This is a genomic window from Pseudomonas sp. FP2335, assembly GCF_030687535.1.
In the GTDB taxonomy this organism is placed as follows: Bacteria; Pseudomonadota; Gammaproteobacteria; order Pseudomonadales; family Pseudomonadaceae; genus Aquipseudomonas.
In genome coordinates this window covers 1,318,455-1,340,912 of the sequence record NZ_CP117437.1, presented here as the reverse complement: position 1 = coordinate 1,340,912, position 22,458 = coordinate 1,318,455, and the positions used below count along the sequence as shown (strand labels likewise).

Here is a 22,458-nt window from a genome sequence, read left to right as displayed (position 1 = left end):
GAACTTTGCGACTCACAGGTCGGCACGGTGGCGCATTGTAACGCAAAATTCCAGCGCAGTGCTCAGGCGGCTGCGACCTGAACCGGAACGCCGTTGAGCGCAGCGTTGCCCGACAACTCGTCCAAATGCCGCTCGTCGGTCAAGTCGTTCGCACTCGCCCCCGGCTGCCCACTGGCAATGCTCATCTGCACACCCGGACGGCCATGCCCCCAACCGTGGGGCAAGCTGACTACACCGGGCATCATATCCAGGCTGGCCAGTACTTCCACTTCGATCATGCCGATGCGCGAACTCACTCGCACGCGCTGACCATCGCTCAATTGCCGACTGGCCAGATCGTCCGGGTGCATCAACAACTGATGACGGGGCTTGCCCTTCACCAAGCGGTGATAGTTATGCATCCAGGAGTTGTTGCTGCGCACGTGGCGACGACCGATCAACAACAACTCATCCGCCACAGGCAGCGGCTGCGCGGCAAAGCGCGCCAGATCGGCAAGGATCACCGCCGGTGCCGCCTGCACTTTGCCATCCGCCGTTTTCAAGCGCGCAACCAGATTGGCCTTGAGCGGCCCCAAGTCGACGCCATGGGGATGTTCCGCCAGCATCGCCACCGACAACTTGTGGCTCGACGCATCACCGTAAACCCCGGCACGCAACCCGAAGTCGATCATCTGCGCCGGCGCCATGGTCGGCTTCAGCACTGCACCGGTCTGCGCGGCAAACGCCTCTGCCAGACCTACGAAGATCTCCCAGTCATGCAGCGCCCCCGCCGGCTTGGGCAAGATCGCACGGTTGAAGCGGGTGACGTTACGCACCGCGAACATATTGAAGGTGGTGTCGTAGTGATCGTTCTCCAGTGCCGATGTAGACGGCAGGATCAAGTCGGCATATCGCGTGGTCTCGTTGATATAGAGATCGATGCTGACCATGAACTCCAGCCCATCCAGCGCCTGTTCCAACTGGCGGCCGTTGGGTGTCGACAACACCGGATTGCCGGCCACCGTGACCAATGCGCGGATTTGCCCTTCGCCCTCGGTAAGCATTTCCTCAGCCAGGGCCGACACCGGCAACTCGCCGCCATATTCCGGACGCCCGGACACCCGGCTCTGCCAGCGATTGAAATGCCCACCGCCTGTCGACGCCACCAGATCCACCGCCGGCGTGGTGCACACGGCGCCACCGGCACGGTCCAGGTTGCCAGTGACCAGGTTGATCAGTTGCACCAGCCAATGACACAAAGTGCCGAACGCCTGGGTGGAGACGCCCATGCGCCCGTAACACACCGCCCTGTCCGCCGCCGCAAAGTCCCGCGCGAGCTGGCGAATCTGCGCGGCCGGCACTGCACATTGGCGACTCATGGCCTCGGCGGTAAACCCGACGATTGCCTGGCGCACATCGTCCAGGCCAGCGACCGGCAGGTGACTGTCGCGAGTCAGGTTTTCACTGAACAAGGTGTTGAGCACCCCAAATAACAACGCCGCATCTCCGCCGGGGCGCACGAACAGGTGCTGATCGGCCATCGCCGCTGTCTCACTGCGCCGTGGGTCGACCACCACCACTTTACCGCCACGGGCCTGGATGGCCTTGAGGCGCTTCTCTACATCGGGCACGGTCATGATGCTGCCGTTGGATGCCAATGGGTTGCCGCCGAGGATCAGCATGAAATCGGTGTGATCGATGTCCGGAATTGGCAGCAACAGGCCATGACCGTACATCAGGTGACTGGTGAGGTGGTGGGGCAACTGGTCCACCGAGGTCGCCGAGAAGCGGTTGCGCGTCTTCAACTGGCCCAGGAAGTAGTTGCTATGGGTCATCAACCCATAGTTATGCACGCTGGGGTTGCCCTGGTACACCGCCACCGCATTCTGGCCGTGCCGGGCCTGGATACCCGCCAGGCGCTCGGCTACAAGGGCGAAGGCGTCTTCCCACGGGATTGGCTGCCATTCGCTGCCCACCCGCAACATAGGCTGGTGCAGGCGGTCCGGGTCATTCTGGATGTCCTGCAGTGCCACCGCCTTGGGGCAGATATGCCCGCGGCTGAACGTATCCAGCGCATCACCCTTGATCGAGGTGATCGCCAGGCTGCCGTCGTCGGCCTCGGTGGTTTCCAGGGTCAGGCCGCAGATGGCTTCACACAGATGGCAGGCACGGTGGTGGAGAGTCTTGGTCATGGCCAGTCTCTTTATAGGGGCTTTGACTCAACTATGAGCCGCCACATGCAGGGGCGCCACCAACGTTCGCGGTGTGAATCGACGGGCATCAGGCCCGGCCATGGCTAAGAGTGAGCAAATGTTTCAGAAGCCCGCAAAGCATCGCTGAAACCGACGCAACCGGGCCCAAGCCCGCCGCCGCGCATTGCAAAAGGTTGCGGCGCCAGTGTACAAATGGCCCGCTGCCGTATGGAATTCGTCTTCAAAAGCGCTCTCGCGCCCTTCTTGAACACCCCTAAAAACGTAGCCCTATTGGTAAGACGCGACATTTAATGTCAATATCGCGCCTTCCCCTATTTCGTCGCCCCGTGCGGCTTTCGCCGCAGGTCTCGCCCGTTGTCACAATAAACAAGGCTTTGAGTATCTGCGGTCTGTTGCAAAAAGGTAGTTAATGATGAGCGCAAGGCACTTTCTCTCTCTGATGGATTGCACGCCCGAAGAGCTGGTCAGCGTGATCCGTCGAGGCATTGAGCTTAAAGACCTGCGTAACCGCGGCGTACTGTTCGAGCCTTTGAAAAACCGCGTTCTCGGGATGATCTTCGAGAAATCGTCGACCCGCACCCGCCTGTCCTTCGAAGCCGGCATGATCCAGCTGGGTGGCCAAGCCATCTTCCTGTCACCGCGCGACACCCAACTGGGCCGTGGCGAGCCGATCAGCGATTGCGCGATCGTCATGTCGCGCATGCTTGATGCGGTGATGATCCGTACCTTCGCCCATAGCACCCTCACCGAATTCGCCGCCAACTCCCGCGTGCCCGTGATCAACGGCCTGTCCGACGACCTGCACCCGTGCCAGTTGCTGGCCGACATGCAAACCTTCCTTGAGCATCGCGGTTCGATCCAGGGCAAGACCGTGGCCTGGATCGGCGACGGCAACAACATGTGCAACAGCTATATAGAAGCGGCGATCCAGTTCGACTTCCAACTGCGCGTTGCCTGCCCGGAAGGCTACGAGCCTGACGCACGCTTCCTCGCACAGGCAGGTGAGCGCGTCACCGTCGTTCGTGACCCACGGGATGCCGTGATCGGCGCTCACCTGGTCAGCACCGACGTCTGGACCTCCATGGGCCAGGAAGACGAAACCGCCAAGCGCCTCGCGCTGTTCGCGCCGTTCCAGGTCACCCGTGCCCTGCTCGACCTGGCCGCGCCGGACGTGTTGTTCATGCACTGCCTGCCAGCCCACCGTGGCGAAGAAATCAGCCTCGACCTGCTTGACGATTCGCGCTCCGTCGCCTGGGACCAGGCCGAAAACCGCCTGCACGCGCAGAAAGCCCTGCTCGAATTCCTCGTCCCGCCTTCGTACCATCACGCATGAGCCATCCACTCCTGCTGAACCTGCGCAATCTGGCATGCGGCTATCAAGATCAACGGGTGGTGCAGAACCTCAACCTGCACCTCAATGCCGGTGACATCGGCTGCCTGCTGGGCTCCTCGGGCTGCGGCAAGACCACCACCCTGCGGGCGATAGCCGGTTTCGAGCCGGTGCACGAAGGTGAAATCAGCCTGGCCGGCGAAGTGATCTCCAGCGCCGGTTTCACCCTGGCGCCGGAGAAACGTCGTATCGGTATGGTGTTCCAGGACTACGCACTGTTTCCCCACCTCAGCGTGGCGGACAACATCGCGTTCGGCATCCGCAAGCACCCGAAAAAAGACCACGTGGTCGCCGAACTGCTGGAACTGGTCAACCTGAAGAACCTCGGCAAACGCTTCCCCCACGAGCTGTCCGGCGGCCAGCAGCAACGCGTTGCCCTCGCCCGCGCACTGGCGCCGGAGCCGCAACTGCTGCTGCTCGACGAACCCTTCTCCAACCTCGACGGCGAACTGCGGCGCAAGCTCAGCCATGAGGTGCGTGACATCCTCAAGGTCCGGGGCACCAGTGCGATTCTGGTCACCCACGACCAGGAAGAAGCGTTCGCCGTGAGCGACCAGGTCGGTGTATTCAAGGAAGGCCGCCTGGAGCAATGGGATACCCCCTACAACCTCTATCACGAGCCGCAGACCCCGTACGTCGCCAGTTTTATCGGCCAGGGGTATTTTATCCGCGGCCAATTGAGCACGCCGGAGTCGGTCAGCACCGAACTGGGTGAACTGCGCGGCAATCGCGCCTACACCTGGCCAACGGGTGGCGCGGTGGATGTTCTGCTGCGTCCGGATGACCTCGTGTATGCGCCGGACAGCGCGTTGAAAGCGCGCATCGTCGGCAAGACGTTTCTCGGTGCGTCGACCTTGTACCGACTGCAACTGCCGACGGGCGCGCAGCTGGAGTCGATCTTCCCGAGCCATGCGGACCATCAGATCGGCGCGGATGTAGGGATTCGGGTGGCGGCGGAACATCTGGTGCTGTTCCAGGCTTCGGGCAGCGTTGCGGCGCAGATTCCCCAATCCGAATCAGGCGTAAGACGCTACAGCCCGGCCACCTGAAGACACCGGCTCAAAAAAAGTGGGAGCGGGCTTGCTCGCGAATGCGGCTTATCAGTGATGACTGTATCGACTGAAACTCTGCATTCGCGAGCAAGCCCGCTCCCACATTTTGATCCAGGTACACCCCAGCGTAGGTTTACGCCCGGCCAATCGGCGCGAATTTGGCCTGGGTGTGCTCCGCCAGCACCGCCGCCGACAGTTCCACTTCAAGCCCCCGCCTCCCCGCACTGACAAAAATCGTCGCAAACGGCTGCGCCGTTTCATCGATAAACGTGCGTAAACGCTTCTTCTGCCCCAACGGGCTGATCCCCCCCAGCAGGTACCCGGTAGAGCGCTGCGCTGCCGCCGGGTCGGCCATTTCGACTTTTTTCACCCCCGCCGCCTGCGCCAGGGCCTTCAGGTCCAGACTTCCGACGACCGGCACCACCGCCACCAACAATTCACCCTTCTCGCTGCTGGCCAGCAAGGTCTTGAACACCTGCGCCGGATCAAGTCCCAACTTTTCCGCGGCTTCCAGGCCATAGGAAGCGGCCTTGGGGTCATGTTCATAACTGTGGATGTGATGTTCGGCGCGAACTTTTTTCAACAGGTCCAATGCAGGGGTCATGCTGGCTCCAAGCGTGGCAAACAGATCGCCAATTCTAGGCCAACCCCACGTAAAACGCTCTACTGCGCGCACTTTGGCAAACACACACAACGTTACAAGCATGATCATTCACCAGCTCAATAGTTTGAAAGTGACCAATGGTTCACTTTCGACCTTTGACAGCAGTGATTCTTGTCTATATTTTTTCGTTTCCGAATACTGTAGGAATAGACCTGCAACATTCGAGCAGTAAGCCGTGTCCGGGATGGGGATCCTTGCCACGGTGAAAATCGCGCAACGCCCCGTTGAGGTCGTGCGCCAGACAAGAACAACAACTGAGGTTTTCCATGACAACTGCTCTTCAACAGCCTTCACTTTCGAGCCAATGCATGGCCGAATTCCTGGGCACTGCGCTTCTGATCTTCTTCGGTACAGGGTGTGTCGCTGCGCTCAAGGTCGCGGGTGCCAGCTTTGGTTTGTGGGAAATCAGCATTATCTGGGGGATCGGCGTCAGCATGGCGATCTATCTGAGCGCCGGTATTTCCGGGGCTCACCTCAACCCGGCGGTGAGTATCGCCCTGTGTATTTTCGCCGATTTCGAAAAGCGCAAACTGCCCTTCTACATCCTCGCCCAGATCGCCGGCGCCTTTTGCGCCGCGGCCTTGGTGTACACGCTCTACAGCAACCTGTTTTTCGATTACGAACAAACCCACCATATGGTGCGCGGCTCACAAGCCAGCCTGGAATTGGCCTCGGTGTTCTCCACCTACCCCCATGCGCTGCTGAGCACCGCCCAGGCGTTCCTGGTGGAAATGGTCATCACCGCGATCCTGATGGGCGTGATCATGGCCTTGACCGATGACAACAACGGCCTGCCACGCGGCCCGCTGGCCCCACTGCTGATCGGCCTGTTGATTGCGGTGATCGGCAGCGCCATGGGCCCACTGACCGGTTTCGCGATGAACCCGGCGCGGGATCTGGGGCCCAAGCTGATGACCTTTTTCGCTGGCTGGGGTGAAATAGCCTTCACCGGCGGCCGCGACATTCCTTATTTCCTGGTGCCGATTTTCGGCCCGATCGTGGGTGCATGCCTCGGCGCCGCGGCCTATCGCGGGCTGATTGCCCGCCATCTGCCGAGCGCCGCACCTGCTGCAGTTGAAGAAACACCTGACACGGCTGTCAACGGCAAGACCCGTATTTCCTGATAGCGCCAGCCTGGACCCACCTGCCCTTTTTGCGGCCCAGGCTGATTACCGATCTTCTTATTTTCCAAGGCATTCGACATGACCGACATTCAGAATAAGAACTACATCATCGCCCTTGACCAAGGCACCACCAGTTCGCGGGCGATCATCTTCGATCGTGACGCCAACGTGGTCTGCACCGCCCAGCGCGAATTCGCCCAGCACTACCCGCAAGCGGGCTGGGTCGAGCATGACCCGATGGAAATCTTCGCCACCCAGAGCGCGGTGATGGTCGAAGCCCTGGCCCAGGCTGGCCTGCACCATGATCAGGTCGCCGCGATCGGCATCACCAACCAGCGTGAAACCACCGTGGTGTGGGACAAGGTGACCGGCCGCCCGATCTACAACGCGATCGTCTGGCAATGCCGCCGCAGCACCGAGATCTGCCAGCAACTCAAGCGCGACGGCCACGAGCAGTACATCAGCGACACCACCGGCCTGGTCACCGACCCGTACTTCTCCGGCACCAAGCTCAAGTGGATCCTCGACAACGTCGAAGGCAGCCGCGAGCGCGCGCGCAACGGCGAACTGCTGTTCGGTACCGTCGACAGCTGGCTGATCTGGAAATTTACCGGCGGCAAGACCCACGTCACCGACTACACCAACGCCTCGCGCACCATGCTCTTCAACATCCACACCCTGGAGTGGGATGCGAAGATGCTGGAGATCCTCGACATTCCGCGGGAAATGCTGCCGGAAGTTAAGTCGTCGTCGGAAATCTACGGCCGCACCAAAAGCGGCATCGCCATCGGCGGTATCGCCGGTGACCAGCAAGCCGCACTGTTCGGCCAGATGTGCGTCGAAGCCGGCCAGGCCAAGAACACCTACGGCACGGGTTGCTTCCTGCTGATGAACACCGGCGACAAGGCGGTCAAATCCAAGCACGGCATGCTCACCACCATCGCTTGCGGTCCGCGTGGCGAAGTGGCCTACGCCCTCGAAGGCGCAGTCTTCAACGGCGGTTCCACCGTGCAGTGGCTGCGTGATGAGCTGAAAATCATCAATGACGCCCACGACACCGAATACTTCGCCGGCAAGGTCAAGGACAGCAACGGCGTGTATCTGGTGCCTGCGTTCACCGGCCTGGGCGCGCCGTACTGGGACCCGTACGCCCGTGGCGCACTGTTCGGCCTGACCCGTGGCGTACGCGTGGATCACATCATTCGTGCGGCCCTGGAGTCGATTGCCTACCAGACGCGCGATGTACTCGACGCCATGCAACAGGACTCGGGCGAACGCCTCAAGGCCCTGCGCGTGGACGGCGGCGCGGTTGCCAACAACTTCCTGATGCAATTCCAGGCCGACATCCTCGGTACCCAGGTCGAGCGCCCGCAAATGCGCGAAACCACCGCACTCGGTGCGGCCTACCTGGCTGGCTTGGCGTGTGGCTTCTGGGGCAGCCTGGACGAGTTGCGCGGCAAGGCGGTGATCGAGCGCGAATTCGAACCGCAATTGGAAGAAAAGGAAAAAGAAAAGCTCTACGCCGGCTGGCAAAAAGCGGTCAGCCGCACCCGTGACTGGGAGCCCCACGAAGGCGCTGAATAAGCCAACATCCGGTTGTAACTGGCAGGGAGCAGATTCCTGCGTCATCATGGGCCACTTTTGTATGGCAGCCCAAAGGACGCCCAATGAATCTGCCTCCCCGCCAACAACAAATCCTCGAACTGGTCCGCGAACGCGGCTACGTCAGCATCGAGGAAATGGCGCAGCTATTCGTCGTCACCCCGCAAACCATCCGCCGCGATATCAACCAGCTGGCGGACGCCAATCTGCTGCGCCGCTACCACGGCGGCGCGGCCTATGACTCCAGTGTCGAAAACACCGCATACGCCATGCGGGCCGACCAGATGCGCGACGAGAAACAGCGCATCGGCGAAGCCATCGCCGCGCAGATCCCCGATCACGCCTCGTTGTTCATCAATATCGGCACCACCACCGAATCCATCGCCCGTGCGCTGCTCAACCACAGCCACCTGAAAATCATCACCAACAACCTCAACGTCGCCAGCATGCTCAGCGCGAAGGACGACTTCGATGTGCTGCTGACCGGCGGTAATGTGCGCCGTGACGGTGGCGTGGTGGGTCAGGCCAGTGTGGATTTCATCAACCAGTTCAAGGTGGATTTCGCCTTGGTGGGCATCAGCGGCATCGATGAAGACGGCAGCCTGCTGGACTTTGACTATCAGGAAGTACGGGTTTCCCAGGCGATCATCGCCAATGCGCGTCAGGTGATCCTGGCGGCGGACTCCAGCAAATTCGGGCGCAATGCCATGATTCGCCTGGGGCCAATCAGCCTGGTGGATTGTTTGGTCACCGATCAGCAGCCGGTGCCGGCGTTGGTGCAATTGTTGAATGACCATAAGGTGCGGCTGGAAGTCGTTTAAAACCTTCGACTTCTCCGGCGCCTGCGCCGCCACCTTCGCGAGCAAGCCCGCTCCCACACTTGACCGAGTTCCAGCATAGGAATGCGGTCGAATGTGGGAGCGGGCTTGCTCGCGAAGGCGATCTATCCAACACCGACCTCCCCAAGCCTGCATCTGGCTCATGTTCACAATTTTTCCCTCTCCAGCCCGTCGATGAATTTTTTCAATCGAAGTCGGGTGGCTGTGGGCGCGTTTATCAGCTACCATTTTCGCAAATGAACATTAATGTTCGAATTCCAAGATAAAAATCGCGAGGCCAGCCGATGAACCCTTCCACCTTGCCTGCCCCACCGCTTGCCGAAGTCTATGACGTGGCCGTTATCGGCGGCGGGATCAATGGCGTCGGTATTGCAGCAGACGCAGCCGGGCGCGGTTTGTCGGTATTCCTTTGCGAAAAGGACGACCTGGCCAGCCACACCTCTTCCGCCAGCAGCAAGCTGATCCACGGCGGCCTGCGCTACCTCGAACATTACGAATTCCGCCTGGTGCGCGAAGCCCTCGCCGAACGTGAAGTGCTGCTGGCCAAGGCGCCGCATATCGTCAAGCAAATGCGCTTCGTGCTGCCGCACCGCCCACACCTGCGTCCGGCCTGGATGATTCGCGCGGGCCTGTTCCTCTACGATCACCTCGGCAAGCGTGAAAAGCTGGCAGGTTCGAAAAGCCTCAAGTTCGGCCCGGACAGCCCGCTGAAAAGCGAAATCACCAAAGGCTTCGAATACTCCGACTGCTGGGTCGATGACGCCCGCCTCGTAGTCCTCAACGCCATGGCCGCCCGCGAAAAAGGCGCGCACATCCACACCCAGACCCGTTGCATCAGCGCACACCGCAGCAACGGCATGTGGGAAATGAACATGGAACGCGCCGATGGCAGCCTGTTCTCGATCCGTGCCCGTGCACTGGTGAACGCAGCCGGCCCATGGGTCGCCAAGTTCATCAAGGATGACCTGAAGCTGGATTCGCCCTACGGCATCCGCCTGATCCAGGGCAGCCACCTGATCGTGCCGAAACTCTACGAAGGCGCCCACGCGCACATCCTGCAGAACGAAGACCAGCGCATCGTCTTCACCATTCCGTACCTCAACCACCTGACCATCATCGGCACCACCGACCGCGAATACACCGGCGACCCGGCTGCAGTTGCGATCACCGAAGGTGAAACCGACTACATGCTCAAGGTGGTCAACGCCCACTTCAAGCAACAGCTGAGCCGCGATGACATCGTCCACACCTACTCCGGTGTGCGCCCGCTGTGCAACGACGAGTCGGACAACCCGTCGGCCATCACCCGCGACTACACCCTGGCGTTGTCCGGCGGCACAGGCGAGGCGCCGATCCTGTCGGTGTTCGGTGGCAAGCTGACCACCTACCGCAAGCTCGCCGAATCGGCGATGGCGCAACTGGCCCCGTACTTCACCCAGATGCGTCCGAGCTGGACCGCCAAGGCCAGCCTGCCCGGCGGCGAAGACATGACCACGCCAGAAGCGCTGGCCGAAGCGATTCGCCAGAAGTTCGAATGGGTACCGAGCGAAATCGCACGTCGCTGGTCCACCACCTACGGCAGCCGCACCTGGCGCCTGCTGGAAGGCGTACAGTCGCTGGCCGACCTGGGCGAACACCTGGGTGGTGGCCTGTACACCCGCGAAGTCGACTACCTGTGCACCGAAGAATGGGCGACCCAATCCCAGGACGTATTGTGGCGTCGCACCAAGCTTGGCCTGTTCACCACACCGGAAGAACAAGCCAACGTGCAACGTTACCTGTCCAAGGTTGAGCACAATCGCGGCAAGATCGAAGCGGCCTGACCGCTCAGTCTCGCAAAAGCCCCTGTGCCGTGAGGTCCAGGGGCTTTTTTATGCCTGCCTTGCCATTCGGTTTTCCGAACGCCAACCCCATGGCTATTCGGTTTGCCGGACCAAACGTAAGAAAGTTCGCTACCAACAAAACTTAATCATCATATAAATCAACTGCTTAACCTTTAAGTACTGGTCTGGCACGACTCATGCTCTACACTCCATGACGATTGCCTGAGACGCCTCAGGAGCCGTTACGGGCATTCGCTGTACAAGAGAGCCGTCTAGCCGGCTTCATAAAAAAAACAAATGTCGAGGAAGTATTGATGCGCATCGTTCCCCATATCCTGGGCGCAGCTATCGCTGCTGCTCTGATCAGCACTCCAGTATTCGCCGCCGAACTCACCGGCACGCTGAAAAAAATCAACGACTCCGGCACCATCACCCTCGGGCACCGCGACAGTTCCATTCCGTTTTCCTACATCGCGGATGGTTCGGGCAAGCCAGTGGGCTACTCCCACGACATTCAGTTGGCCATCGTCGAAGCCCTGAAGAAAGACCTCAACAAACCCGATCTGCAGGCCAAATACAACCTGGTCACATCGCAGACCCGTATTCCATTGGTTCAGAACGGCACCGTCGATATCGAGTGCGGTTCCACCACCAACAACGCCGAACGCGCCCAGCAAGTTGACTTCACCATCAACATGTTTGAAATCGGCACCCGCCTGCTGGTCAAGAAAGACAAGGACGGCAAACCGTCCTACAGCGACTTTGCCGACCTGAAAGGCAAGAACGTCGTGACCACCGCCGGCACCACGTCCGAGCGCATCATCAAGGCGATGAACGCCGACAAGCAGATGGGCATGAACATCATCTCCGCCAAAGACCACGGCGAATCCTTCCAGATGCTGGAAAGCGGCCGTGCCGTAGCGTTCATGATGGACGACGCACTGCTGGCCGGTGAAGAAGCCAAGGCCAAGAAGCCGGACGACTGGGTCATCACCGGTACTCCGCAGTCTTTCGAAGCCTACGCGTGCATGGTGCGTAAAGACGACCCAGCCTTCAAAAAGGCCGTGGATGACGCCATCGTCGGCCTGTACAAGTCCGGCGAAATCAACAAGATCTACGCCAAGTGGTTCGAAAGCCCGATCCCACCAAAAGGCCTGAACCTCAACTTCCCGATGAGCGACAAGGTCAAGGAACTGATCAAGAACCCGACCGACAAGCCGGCTCCGGAAGTAAAGATCTAAAACCTGACTAACCTTATCTCCTGAGGGAGCCAACCCTCCCTCAGGCGTCTGTTACTACCTGCTGGCTTTTATTTGGAACACTCGACCTGGCGGTTTTCGAGCCGATCTTGTGTGCCTGGCGTTCACCGCCGGGCGGGAATGGATTTTCCCCAAGCGGGTGCTTGTACATCGATCGACTTCGAGGGGAGACCCTAATGAATTACAACTGGGACTGGGGCGTGTTCTTCAAGTCCACCGGCGTGGGCGGCGAGACTTATCTCGACTGGTACATCGCCGGCTTGGGCTGGACCATCGCCATCGCTGTCGTGGCATGGATTATCGCCTTGCTGCTGGGCTCCATTCTGGGGGTCATGCGCACCGTGCCAAACCGCATCGTATCGGGCATCGCGACCTGCTACGTGGAACTGTTTCGTAACGTGCCGCTGCTGGTGCAGCTGTTCATCTGGTACTTCCTGATCCCCGACCTGCTGCCGCAAAACCTGCAGGACTGGTACAAGCAAGACCTCAACCCGACCACCTCGGCCTACCTGAGCGTCGTGGTGTGCCTGGGCCTGTTCACCGCAGCGCGGGTGTGCGAGCAAGTGCGGACCGGTATCCAGGCGCTGCCACGCGGCCAGGAATCCGCCGCGCGCGCCATGGGCTTCAAGCTGCCGCAGATCTACTGGAACGTGCTGCTGCCCCAGGCCTACCGGATCATCATTCCACCGCTCACCTCGGAATTCCTCAACGTCTTCAAGAACTCCTCCGTGGCGTCCTTGATCGGCCTGATGGAACTGCTGGCGCAAACCAAGCAGACCGCCGAGTTCTCGGCCAACCTGTTTGAAGCCTTCACCCTGGCTACGCTGATCTACTTCACCCTGAACATGAGCCTGATGCTGCTCATGCGCATGGTCGAGAAGAAAGTCGCGGTGCCCGGCCTGATCTCCGTGGGGGGTAAATAATGGAACTCGATTTCAGCGGCATCATCCCCGCCATCCCTGGCCTGTGGAACGGCATGGTCATGACCTTGAAGTTGATGGTCATGGGCGTGGTCGGCGGCATCGCCCTTGGTACGGTCCTGGCGTTGATGCGCCTGTCGTCCAGCAAGCTGCTGTCGCGCCTGGCCGGCGCTTATGTGAACTACTTCCGTTCGATCCCGTTGCTGTTGGTGATCACCTGGTTCTACCTGGCGGTGCCGTTCGTGCTGCGCTGGATCACCGGCGAAGACACCCCGATCGGCGCGTTCACCTCCTGCGTCGTGGCCTTCATGATGTTCGAAGCCGCGTACTTCTGTGAAATCGTGCGGGCCGGCGTGCAGTCGATCCCCAAGGGTCAGATGGGTGCGGCGCAAGCGATGGGCATGACCTATGGCCAGACCATGCGCCTGATCATCCTGCCCCAGGCGTTCCGCAAGATGACCCCGTTGCTGCTGCAACAGTCGATCATCCTGTTCCAGGACACTTCGCTGGTCTACACCGTGGGCCTGGTGGACTTCCTCAACTCCGCCCGCTCCAACGGCGACATCATCGGCCGCTCCAATGAGTTCCTGATCTTCGCCGGTGTCGTCTACTTCATCATCAGCTTTTCCGCCTCGCTGCTGGTCAAGCGTCTGCAAAAAAGGTTTGCCGTATGATCTCTATCAAGAACATCAACAAGTGGTATGGCGACTTCCAGGTGCTGACCGATTGCAGCACCGAGGTTAAAAAAGGCGAAGTGATCGTGGTGTGCGGGCCATCCGGCTCGGGCAAATCCACCCTGATCAAGTGCGTCAACGCGCTGGAACCGTTCCAGAAGGGCGACATCATCGTGGACGGCACCTCCATCGCCGACCCGAAGACCGACCTGCCGAAGCTGCGTTCGCGAGTGGGCATGGTGTTCCAGCACTTCGAGCTGTTCCCGCACCTGACCATCACCGAAAACCTGACCATCGCGCAGATCAAGGTGCTGGGCCGCAGCAAGGAAGAAGCCACCAAGAAAGGCCTGCAGCTGCTTGAGCGCGTCGGCCTGTCGGCACACGCCCACAAGCACCCAGGCCAACTCTCCGGCGGCCAGCAGCAACGTGTGGCGATTGCCCGCGCGCTGGCCATGGACCCGATCGTCATGCTGTTCGACGAACCGACCTCGGCCCTCGACCCGGAAATGGTCAACGAAGTACTCGACGTGATGGTGCAACTGGCCCAGGAAGGCATGACCATGATGTGCGTGACCCACGAAATGGGCTTCGCCCGCAAAGTGGCCGACCGCGTGATCTTCATGGACGCCGGCAAGATCATCGAAGACTGCCAGAAAGAAGAGTTCTTCGGCGATATCAGCGCCCGCTCCGAACGCGCGCAGCACTTCCTTGAGAAAATCCTGCAACACTAAAACCAACGCCGCGCGGGCTTTTTGTAGTGAGCGGGCTTGCCCCGCGCTGGGGGGCGAAGCCGCCCTAACCCAGTCACCGTATTTCTCCAGATAGAACTAGGGTGCCTGGTTTTGGGGCGGCTTCGCCCCCCAGCGCGGGGCAAGCCCGCTCACTACAGAAGCCTGCTCGCACTGCTGGTTGACCCAAGGCATCTGTGATGAAATGCGACCCCAATCAATATCGCGCCGCGCCGCCATCACTTGCCGTGAAGCCTCGTCTGATTCGCCAACTGTTCCTGCCGCCACTGATCATCATCCTGATGGTCGGCCTGGGTTATATCGGCTTCTGGGTCAGTGACTACTACGGCATCCGCACCCTCAGCGACACCGGCGAGCGCCAGTTGGAGCTGCATGCCCGTACCGTCGAAAGCGAACTGAGCAAATACACCTACCTGCCCAGCCTCCTGGAGCTGGAGTCCAGCGTCTCCAAGCTGCTGGCCGACCCGAACCAGGAAACCCGCAAGACCGTCAACGATTACCTCGAAGGCCTGAACCGACGCAGTCGCAGCCGGGCCATCTATGTGATGGACACCACCGGCCGTGTGCTGGCCACCAGTAACTGGCGCGATGCCGACAGTTACCAGGGTGAAGACCTGTCCTTCCGCGCCTATTTCCAGAACGCCGTGCGTGGCCAGCCCGGGCGCTTCTACGGCATCGGCAGCACCAACGGCGAACCCGGCTACTACCTGGCCCACGGCCTGGAAGAGCACGGCAAGATCATCGGCGTGGCCGTGGTCAAGGTGCGCCTCGAAGCCCTCGAAGAACGCTGGCAACGCGCGCGGCTCGAAGCCTTCGTGAGCGACGAGAACGGCATCATCATTCTCTCCAGCGACCCGGCCCGCCGCCTCAAGGCCGTGCGTCCGTTGAGCGATGACACCAAGGACCGCCTGGCCCACAGCCTGCAATATTACTGGGCCACGCTCAACGAGCTGGAACCCCTGGCCCGCGAGCGCCTGAACGAAAGCGCCGAGAAGCTCACCTTCCCGGCCAACAGTGAAGTGGTCAACGACGAGCAGGAAGTCAGCTACCTGGCGCAGACCCGGCCGCTCAACGACACCCCGTGGAACTTCACCCTGCTCACCCCGCTCAACGACCTGCGCCGCGCCGCGATCAACCAGGGCATCCTGGTAGCCGTCGCCTTTGGCCTGGTGGCATTCCTGCTGATTGCCTGGAACGAGCGGCGCAAGGTCATCGCCACCCGCCTCGCCGCCCGCGAAGCCTTGCAGCAAGCCAATAGCCAGCTGGAACGAAGGATCGCCGAACGCACCGCCGACCTGCGCGCCAGCAACGAACGCCTCAAAGGCCAGATCCGCGAACGACGCCAGGCCGAAGAGACTTTGCGCCGCGCCCAGGATGAACTGGTGCAGGCCGGCAAACTGGCGGCCATCGGCCAGATGTCCACCAGCATCGCCCACGAACTGAACCAACCGTTGGCCGCGCTGCGCACCTTGTCCGGCAACACTGTGCGCTTCCTCGAACGCGGCGCCCTGGACACCGCCAGCGCCAACCTGCAAACCATCAACGAACTGATCGACCGCATGGGCCGCATCACCGCCAGCCTGCGATCGTTTGCCCGACGCGGCGACGATCAGGGCGAAGCCAGCCTGAACAAGGCGGTGGACGCCGCGTTCCAGGTGCTCGGCCCACGCCTGGACAGCCTGCCGCTGACCGTGCACCGCGATTTTGCCCACGCCCAATTGCAGATCGACCAGACACGCCTGGAGCAGATCCTGGTCAACCTGATCGGCAACGCCGTCGACGCCATGCAAGCCCAGCCGGCCCCCGAACTGTGGCTGGAAGGCAGCAGCAGCGAGGGCAAATACCGCCTGCATGTGCGTGACAACGGCCACGGCATCGACCCCGAGGCCCGCAAGCATCTGTTCGAACCGTTCTTCACCACCAAACCCGGCGAGCAAGGCCTGGGCCTGGGCTTGACCCTGTCCGCCAGCCTCGCCGCGGCCACCGGCGGCAATCTTGCCGTGGAGCATCCGGTGGGTGGTGGTACTGCCTTTGTCCTGTGCCTGCCGCTGGTGGGTGCTCAAACAGCTGAGTCGACATGAATACCAACCCCGCAGACCTCACCGTCCTGATTGTCGAAGACGATCCCCATGTACTGCTCGGCTGCCAGCAGGCCCTGTCGCTGGAAGACATTCCCAGCATCGGCGTGGGCAGTGCCGAAGAAGCGCTCAAGCGCATCGACGAGAACTTTGCCGGTATCGTCATCAGCGACATTCGCCTGCCGGGCATCGACGGCCTGGAGTTGCTCACGCGCCTCAAGGCCCTGGATAAAAGCCTGCCGGTGGTGCTGATCACCGGGCATGGCGACATCTCCATGGCCGTCGGTGCGATGCGCAACGGTGCCTACGATTTCATGGAGAAACCCTTCTCCCCGGAACGCCTGGTCGACGTCGCCCGCCGAGCCCTGGAGCAACGCGGGCTGGCGCGGGAAGTCTGGGCGTTGCGCCGCCAGTTGGCCGAGCGCGACTCCCTCGAAGGCCGCATCATCGGCCGCTCGCCGGCCATGCAGAACCTGCGCGAGCTGATCGCCAACGTTGCCGACACCTCGGCCAACGTGCTGATCGAAGGCGAGACCGGCACCGGCAAGGAACTGGTCGCCCGCTGCCTGCATGATTTCAGCCGCCGTCATGATCACCAGTTCGTCGCCCTCAACTGCGGCGGCCTGCCGGAGAACCTGTTCGAAAGCGAGATTTTCGGCCACGAGGCCAACGCGTTTACCGGCGCCGGCAAGCGCCGTATCGGCAAGATCGAACACGCCCACCAGGGCACGCTGTTCCTCGATGAAGTGGAAAGCATGCCGATCAACCTGCAAATCAAACTGCTGCGGGTGTTGCAGGAACGCACCCTCGAACGCCTGGGTTCAAACCAGAGCGTGGCAGTGGATTGCCGGGTGATCGCCGCGACCAAGTCCGACCTCGATGAACTGAGCCGCGCCAGCCAGTTCCGCAGCGACCTGTACTACCGCCTCAACGTGGTCACCCTGGAACTGCCGCCCCTGCGCGAACGTCGCGAAGACATCCTGCAATTGTTCGAACACTTCCTGCAGCAGTCGTCCCTGCGCTTCGACCGCGCGGTGCCGGAGCTGGACAACCAGACCCTGTCGAGCCTGATGAGCCACGACTGGCCGGGCAACGTGCGCGAACTGCGCAACGTCGCCGAACGCTTCGCCCTCGGCCTGCCCGCCTTCAAGAAAAGCGGCGTGGCCGGCAGCGGCCAGGGCCTGGCCTTTACCGAAGCGGTGGAAGCCTTCGAACGCAACCTGCTCAGCGACGCCCTGCAACGCAGTGGCGGCAACCTGACGCAAGCCAGCCAGGAACTGGGGATGGCCAAGACCACCCTGTTCGACAAGGTCAAAAAATACGGGTTGAGCCACTGATGGACCTGTTCCTCAAAGCCGCCCTTGGCGCGGCAGTCGTGTTGATCCTGGCCGCGCTGGCCAAGACCAGGAACTACTACATCGCCGGCCTGGTGCCGCTGTTCCCGACCTTTGCGCTGATCGCCCACTACATCGTCGGCAAAGGCCGCTCGGTGGAAGATTTGAAGACCACGATCCTGTTCGGGATGTGGTCGATCATTCCGTACTTTGTGTATTTGGCGACGTTGTATGTGATGGTGGATCGGTTGCGGCTTGAAGCCTCGTTGGCCGTCGCGGCAGTTGCCTGGCTGATGGCCGCGACTGTGCTGGTCACTGTCTGGGTACGCCTGCACACCTGACACAACTCGGTTAAAAATGTGGGAGCGGGCTTGCTCGCGAAAGCGGTGTGTCAGTCAAAGATATTCCAACTGAACCACCGCATTCGCGAGCAAGCCCGCTCCCACATTTGGATCAGTGACTGACAGAAAGATCAGCGCACGATCTTGTCGACCTGGATGCCCAGCTTTTTCAGGCGATACCAGAAGCTCCTCTCCGAAATCCCGATCCGCTGTGCCGCCGCAGCCTGCACCCCATGACTCTCCTGCAACGCCGCCAGGATGTAGGCCTTCTCCACCTCCGCGAGCGCTGCATCCAGATCCTGCGGCACCCCCGGCCCGTCACTGAGAATCGCCGTCACGTCGCCCTCGCTCGGCTTCGACGCAAACAGATACCCCGGCAGGTCGATGTCTTCGATCACCGGCGTGGCCGCCACAATCGTCGCGCGCTCCACGCAGTTTTGCAGTTCACGGATATTGCCCGGCCAGTGATACGCCGCCATCGCCTGCAACGCCTCCGGGCTGAAGCCGGTGATGCGCTTGCCGGCCGTGGCACTCAGGGTGTGGGCAAAGTGCCGGGCCAGGGGCGCGATGTCTTCCACGCGTTCGCGCAAGGCAGGCAAGGGAATCGGGAACACGTTGAGGCGGTAGTACAAGTCTTCGCGAAACTCCTTGTTGGCCACCGCCTCCAGCAGGTTCTTGTTGGTGGCGGCGATTACCCGCACGTCTACCTTGCGCTCTCGGGGGTCGCCTACCGGCTCGATCACCCGCTCCTGCAACGCGCGCAGGATCTTGGCCTGCAACGCCAGCGGCATGTCGCCCACTTCATCAAGAAACAGCGTGCCCTTATCGGCCTGCTGAAAGCGTCCGATCCGGTCCGACACCGCGCCGGTAAACGCGCCTTTGCGATGGCCGAACATTTCGCTTTCCAGCAGCCCCTCGGGGATCGCCGCGCAGTTGACCGCCACGAACGGCTTGTCGGCGCGGCTGCCATGCTTGTGGATAGCCCGCGCGACCATTTCCTTGCCAGTGCCGCTCTCGCCGGTGAGCAGGATCGTCGCGGTGCTGTCACGCACCGCGTCCACCGCCTGCAACACGCTACGAAACGCCGGGCTGTCGCCGACCAGGCTGTCGAACTGGGCGTGTTCATCCAGCTCGGCGCGCAGGCGCGCGTTGTCACGCAGGATGTCGCGAAACTGCAAGGCCTTGGCCACCGTGATGTCCAGCTCATCAATATCGAAGGGTTTGGCGATGTAGTCGTAGGCGCCGTTGCGCATCGATTGCACGGCGTTTTTCACGGTGCTGTAGGCCGTCATCACGATCACCGGCACCTGGGGATAACGCACCTTGATCTCGGCCAGCAGCGCCGGGCCGTCCATGCCGGGCATGCGCCAGTCGCTGATCACCAGGTCGATGTCTTCCTGCTCCAGCACCTTGAGCGCGTGCAGGCCGTTACCGGCAATGAAGACCTGGATGTCGTTCTGGCCCAGGGCCGATGCCAGCAGATCGCAGAGTTTGGGTTCGTCGTCGACCACCAGAATGCTATACGTCATGGTTGTCCTCGTCGTCTTGGTCAATCGCTGGAATATACAGGCTGAAGGTGGCGCCGGCATCGACCTCGCTGACGCATTCGATGCTGCCGTCGTGGCTTTCCATGATTGAGTAGACCTTGGCCAGCCCCAGGCCCGTGCCCGACGCCTTGGTGGTGACGAAAGGCGTGAAAATGCGCTCGATCATCTCGGGCGCAATGCCTTGGCCACTGTCGGCGATGCTGATTTGCGTGGTGCCGTCTCCAAGTGTGCGAATACCGACGGTCAACCGCCCACCTTCGGGCATCGCGTCGATGGCATTGAGGATCAGGTTGAGGCAGGCCTGCTTGAGCTGCTTGGCATCGGCATAAATCGTCGCGCCCGGCGCCTGATCATCGAGCTGCACATCGATCTTGTGGCTGGCCAGTTCCGGCGCGCAAAAGCCGAGGATTTCATCCACCAGCGGGCGGGCCGCCTGCAACACGCGCAACGGCGGGTTGGGTTTGGCGAAGTCGAGAAACTCGGTGATCAGTTCGTTGATCCGGCTGACTTCGCTGACCACATATTCCAGATGACGCTTGTCCGTTTCCGCCAGGTCAGCGCGCCGGTGCAGCAGTTGGGTCGCAGTCTTGATAATGCCCAACGGGTTGCGGATTTCGTGGGCCAGGCCCATGGCGACTTCACCCAGGGCATGCAGGCGATCACGCCGGCGCAGTTGCGCTTCCAGGTGATGCAACTCGCCCAGGCGCTCGGTCATGTGGTTGAAGGTGCTGCTCAACTGGGCCAGTTCGTCGCCACCGCTGACCGCCACGCGGTGTTGGTAGTTACCGCAGATCACCGCACTCACCCCCTCGGACAGGTCACGCAACGGCTGGGTCAGGCGCCGTGACACCAACACCCCGGCGCCCAGAGACAACGCCGAACTGACCAGGAAGATCAGCACGAACAGATTGCTCTGGTTCACCAGCCCCACCAGGCTGGTGTGGCGCAGCAGGCCGCTGAAGATAACGCCTTGCAGCTCACCGGCATCATTGAAGATCGGCCAGTACAAGCCACTGTAGTTGTTGGTGAATTGCTCGCTGGGCTGGCGCGTGCTGCGCATTGCCGCTTCGACGTCCCTGGGGATGCGCGAGGGATGATCCTGGAAACGCTGGGTCGAGAAAATCTCCGAGAAGCCCTTGGGGTTGGCCAGGTACAGGCGCAGGTCGAGGGAATGCACTTCGGCCACGCTGGTGAGGAAACTGCTGTCCAGATAGGTGGCCACCAGCAGCAGGTAATCGACGCCGTCCTTGTTGGTCTCGAACGTCGAGACCACGATGCCGGTATCGACACCCGACACACTCACGGTTTGCAGCACCGCATTGCCGGTCAGGTTGATCTGTTTGACGATGTCATCGGGCGCGGTGCTGAACATGATTTTGTGGTCGCTGACGCGAATCAGCGCCACCACGTCGATGTCCGTTGCGTCGGCAATATCCGCGGTCAGCCGGTCGTGTTTGGCGGCTTGCTTGCCCGACGGCGGACTGGCGTAGCGCAGGAACAGTTTGGCCATGCGCGCGTTGTCATGAACGATGTCGCCGATCTCGTCCTTGACGATACGGGTCGACTCTTGCAGCCAGATCCGCACGTTGCTGTCGAAAATCTGCGACAAGGTGGTGGCGGCCAACTCCGCCGCGATCATGGTGGGGATCACACTGACCAGCCAAAACGCCAACACCAGCTTGCGCTGGACGCTCCAGCGTGAAATGGCAAAGGGGCGGGCTTTCTGGCGGGTCTTGGTGATCATCAGGTTTCGCTTATCGCAGCAGCCATGGCAGGGTCGGAACGATCCGGTCGAATAAACAGTTTTACTAGCTTGAGCAGGCCGTTGACCAGCCGGTTGCGGTGCCGGAAAAACACGCTGTTGCCCTGGAACTCGCAGCCCAGGCGCAGCTTACTGGCATACCCGGCCTGTCCGCACTCGTAGACGGCAATCTTGTGTTCAATACAGTAGTCGACATTGGTCAGCCAACTGCGGAAGTACAGGTTGTAGTCACGGCTGAATTCAACGTCATGCCCGAAGAACTTGTCCACCAGGCGGTGCTCGTCCAGCAGGATCAGGTTGAACGCCACCAGGTGGTCATCCACCCAGTAAAGAACACACACCGCGCGCTCCCCAAGGCGTTCCAGCACACCGGTGAAGTAGCCAGCGGGCAGGCGCTCGAACTGCAAGTCGGCGCGGGTGAGCGTAGCTTCGTACAGGCGCATGATCTCGGGTAGCACATCGTCGATATTGCGTCGCCACTCGACCCGCGGCCCCGGTGCACGCAGTTTGCGGCGCAGGTCCTTGCGCGTGGATTTACCCAGGGAACCGAGGTAGGCGTCCACCGAGCCATAGGGCAGCGGCAACACGCCCGTGGGCAAGCTCGGCATGCTTTGGAAGCCGGCGGCGCGGCAGCTGTCGGACCAGTGCGGATCGTTGCTTGGCGCGTCCTTGACCGCTACGAGGCCGATGCCGAACTCATCGGCGTCCTGGCGTGCGGCGGCGAGCAGATGCTTGAGCAACAGCGGGCGGCGCGATTCAGGCACGCTGCTGGCGAAGCCGACGTCGCAGCGCTCGGCTACCGGGGAACCGAGGGCATACAAGCCCAACTGCAAAAGACCCGGCCACAGTCGGTCCAGGCGTTCGGTCAAACGCTTGCCGGCGCCCGACACCGTGGTGTCGAGGCGGTAATGGGTGATGAACGCGGCGGCCACGGCCACCAGCGTTCCATCTTCGTACACCGCGAGGTACCGCCATTGGAAATCCGCGATGGCGGCGCTTTCCACGGCGACGTAATAGTCCCAGTCCTCCAGAGCACCGGGAAAACAGTCATTCCAGGCACTGCGCTGGAGGGCCCGGATGCTGGGGAAGGCTTGGGCGGTAATCACAT

At 61.3% G+C, this 22,458-nt stretch carries 18 protein-coding genes; 13 read left to right on the top strand and 5 right to left on the bottom strand.

Going from position 1 to position 22,458, the window contains the following annotated elements:
* Positions 1–62 precede the first annotated feature (62 nt).
* On the bottom strand, positions 63–2,171 hold the full coding sequence (locus PSH81_RS05795; protein ID WP_226455947.1) for a molybdopterin oxidoreductase family protein: 2,109 nt from the start codon (positions 2,169–2,171) through the stop codon (positions 63–65).
* 433 nt (positions 2,172–2,604) lie between these two features.
* On the opposite strand from PSH81_RS05795, the gene argF reads away from it, so the two are divergent.
* Positions 2,605–3,525 (top strand): ornithine carbamoyltransferase, encoded by a 921-nt coding sequence (argF, locus tag PSH81_RS05790; RefSeq protein ID WP_192297309.1) that lies wholly within the window; start codon positions 2,605–2,607, stop codon positions 3,523–3,525.
* Complete coding sequence (locus tag PSH81_RS05785; protein WP_226455948.1) at positions 3,522–4,631, top strand: ABC transporter ATP-binding protein; 1,110 nt, start codon at positions 3,522–3,524, stop codon at positions 4,629–4,631. Before argF ends, PSH81_RS05785 begins: the two co-directional genes overlap by 4 nt.
* 136 nt (positions 4,632–4,767) lie before the next feature.
* On the opposite strand, the gene ybaK is transcribed toward PSH81_RS05785, so the two are convergent.
* Positions 4,768–5,238 carry a Cys-tRNA(Pro) deacylase gene (gene ybaK, locus PSH81_RS05780; protein WP_226455949.1) on the bottom strand — a complete coding sequence of 157 codons (471 nt, stop codon included), beginning with the start codon at positions 5,236–5,238 and terminating at the stop codon, positions 4,768–4,770.
* Positions 5,239–5,564: 326 nt separating this feature from the next.
* On the opposite strand from ybaK, the gene PSH81_RS05775 reads away from it, so the two are divergent.
* From PSH81_RS05775 to PSH81_RS05725, 11 genes are all read left to right on the top strand, one after another.
* Positions 5,565–6,422 (top strand): MIP/aquaporin family protein, encoded by an 858-nt coding sequence (locus PSH81_RS05775; RefSeq protein ID WP_192297312.1) that lies wholly within the window; start codon positions 5,565–5,567, stop codon positions 6,420–6,422.
* Positions 6,423–6,500: 78 nt separating this feature from the next.
* Positions 6,501–8,006 carry a glycerol kinase GlpK gene (gene glpK / locus PSH81_RS05770; protein ID WP_226455950.1) on the top strand — a complete coding sequence of 502 codons (1,506 nt, stop codon included), beginning with the start codon at positions 6,501–6,503 and terminating at the stop codon, positions 8,004–8,006.
* A gap of 83 nt (positions 8,007–8,089) precedes the next feature.
* A complete protein-coding gene (locus tag PSH81_RS05765) occupies positions 8,090–8,845 on the top strand; it encodes a DeoR/GlpR family transcriptional regulator (RefSeq protein WP_226455951.1) in 756 nt (251 codons plus the stop codon).
* A gap of 302 nt (positions 8,846–9,147) precedes the next feature.
* Positions 9,148–10,686, top strand: a complete 1,539-nt coding sequence (glpD, locus tag PSH81_RS05760; RefSeq protein WP_226455952.1) for a glycerol-3-phosphate dehydrogenase — start codon at positions 9,148–9,150, stop codon at positions 10,684–10,686.
* A gap of 314 nt (positions 10,687–11,000) precedes the next feature.
* The gene (locus PSH81_RS05755; RefSeq protein WP_192297316.1) at positions 11,001–11,927 is read left to right on the top strand and encodes a glutamate/aspartate ABC transporter substrate-binding protein; all 927 of its coding nucleotides are present in this window, start codon (positions 11,001–11,003) and stop codon (positions 11,925–11,927) included.
* A gap of 194 nt (positions 11,928–12,121) precedes the next feature.
* Positions 12,122–12,868, top strand: coding sequence for an amino acid ABC transporter permease (locus PSH81_RS05750; protein ID WP_192297317.1), 747 nt, complete (start codon positions 12,122–12,124; stop codon positions 12,866–12,868).
* Positions 12,868–13,539 (top strand): ABC transporter permease subunit, encoded by a 672-nt coding sequence (locus PSH81_RS05745; RefSeq protein ID WP_192297318.1) that lies wholly within the window; start codon positions 12,868–12,870, stop codon positions 13,537–13,539. The genes PSH81_RS05750 and PSH81_RS05745 overlap by 1 nt, the downstream gene beginning before the upstream one ends.
* Positions 13,536–14,270, top strand: a complete 735-nt coding sequence (locus PSH81_RS05740; RefSeq protein ID WP_305392148.1) for an amino acid ABC transporter ATP-binding protein — start codon at positions 13,536–13,538, stop codon at positions 14,268–14,270. The genes PSH81_RS05745 and PSH81_RS05740 overlap by 4 nt, the downstream gene beginning before the upstream one ends.
* Positions 14,271–14,467: 197 nt before the next feature.
* Positions 14,468–16,369: an ATP-binding protein gene (locus PSH81_RS05735; protein ID WP_305392147.1), complete on the top strand. Its 1,902-nt coding sequence runs from the start codon at positions 14,468–14,470 to the stop codon at positions 16,367–16,369.
* A 53-nt stretch (positions 16,370–16,422) separates the two neighbouring features.
* Positions 16,423–17,703, top strand: coding sequence for a sigma-54 dependent transcriptional regulator (locus PSH81_RS05730; RefSeq protein ID WP_305392753.1), 1,281 nt, complete (start codon positions 16,423–16,425; stop codon positions 17,701–17,703).
* A complete protein-coding gene (locus PSH81_RS05725; protein ID WP_226455955.1) occupies positions 17,703–18,041 on the top strand; it encodes a GlpM family protein in 339 nt (112 codons plus the stop codon). The genes PSH81_RS05730 and PSH81_RS05725 overlap by 1 nt, the downstream gene beginning before the upstream one ends.
* A 131-nt stretch (positions 18,042–18,172) precedes the next feature.
* Here PSH81_RS05725 and PSH81_RS05720 read toward each other — a convergent pair whose 3' ends face one another.
* The 3 genes from PSH81_RS05720 to PSH81_RS05710 are packed head-to-tail and all read right to left on the bottom strand — an operon-like array spanning position 18,173 to position 22,456.
* Entirely contained in the window at positions 18,173–19,570 is a 1,398-nt protein-coding gene (locus PSH81_RS05720) for a sigma-54 dependent transcriptional regulator (protein ID WP_305392146.1), read from the bottom strand.
* Complete coding sequence (locus PSH81_RS05715; protein WP_226455957.1) at positions 19,560–21,332, bottom strand: ATP-binding protein; 1,773 nt, start codon at positions 21,330–21,332, stop codon at positions 19,560–19,562. The genes PSH81_RS05720 and PSH81_RS05715 overlap by 11 nt, the downstream gene beginning before the upstream one ends.
* Entirely contained in the window at positions 21,332–22,456 is a 1,125-nt protein-coding gene (locus PSH81_RS05710; RefSeq protein WP_226455958.1) for a GNAT family N-acetyltransferase, read from the bottom strand. Before PSH81_RS05710 ends, PSH81_RS05715 begins: the two co-directional genes overlap by 1 nt.
* Positions 22,457–22,458: the final 2 nt, after the last annotated feature.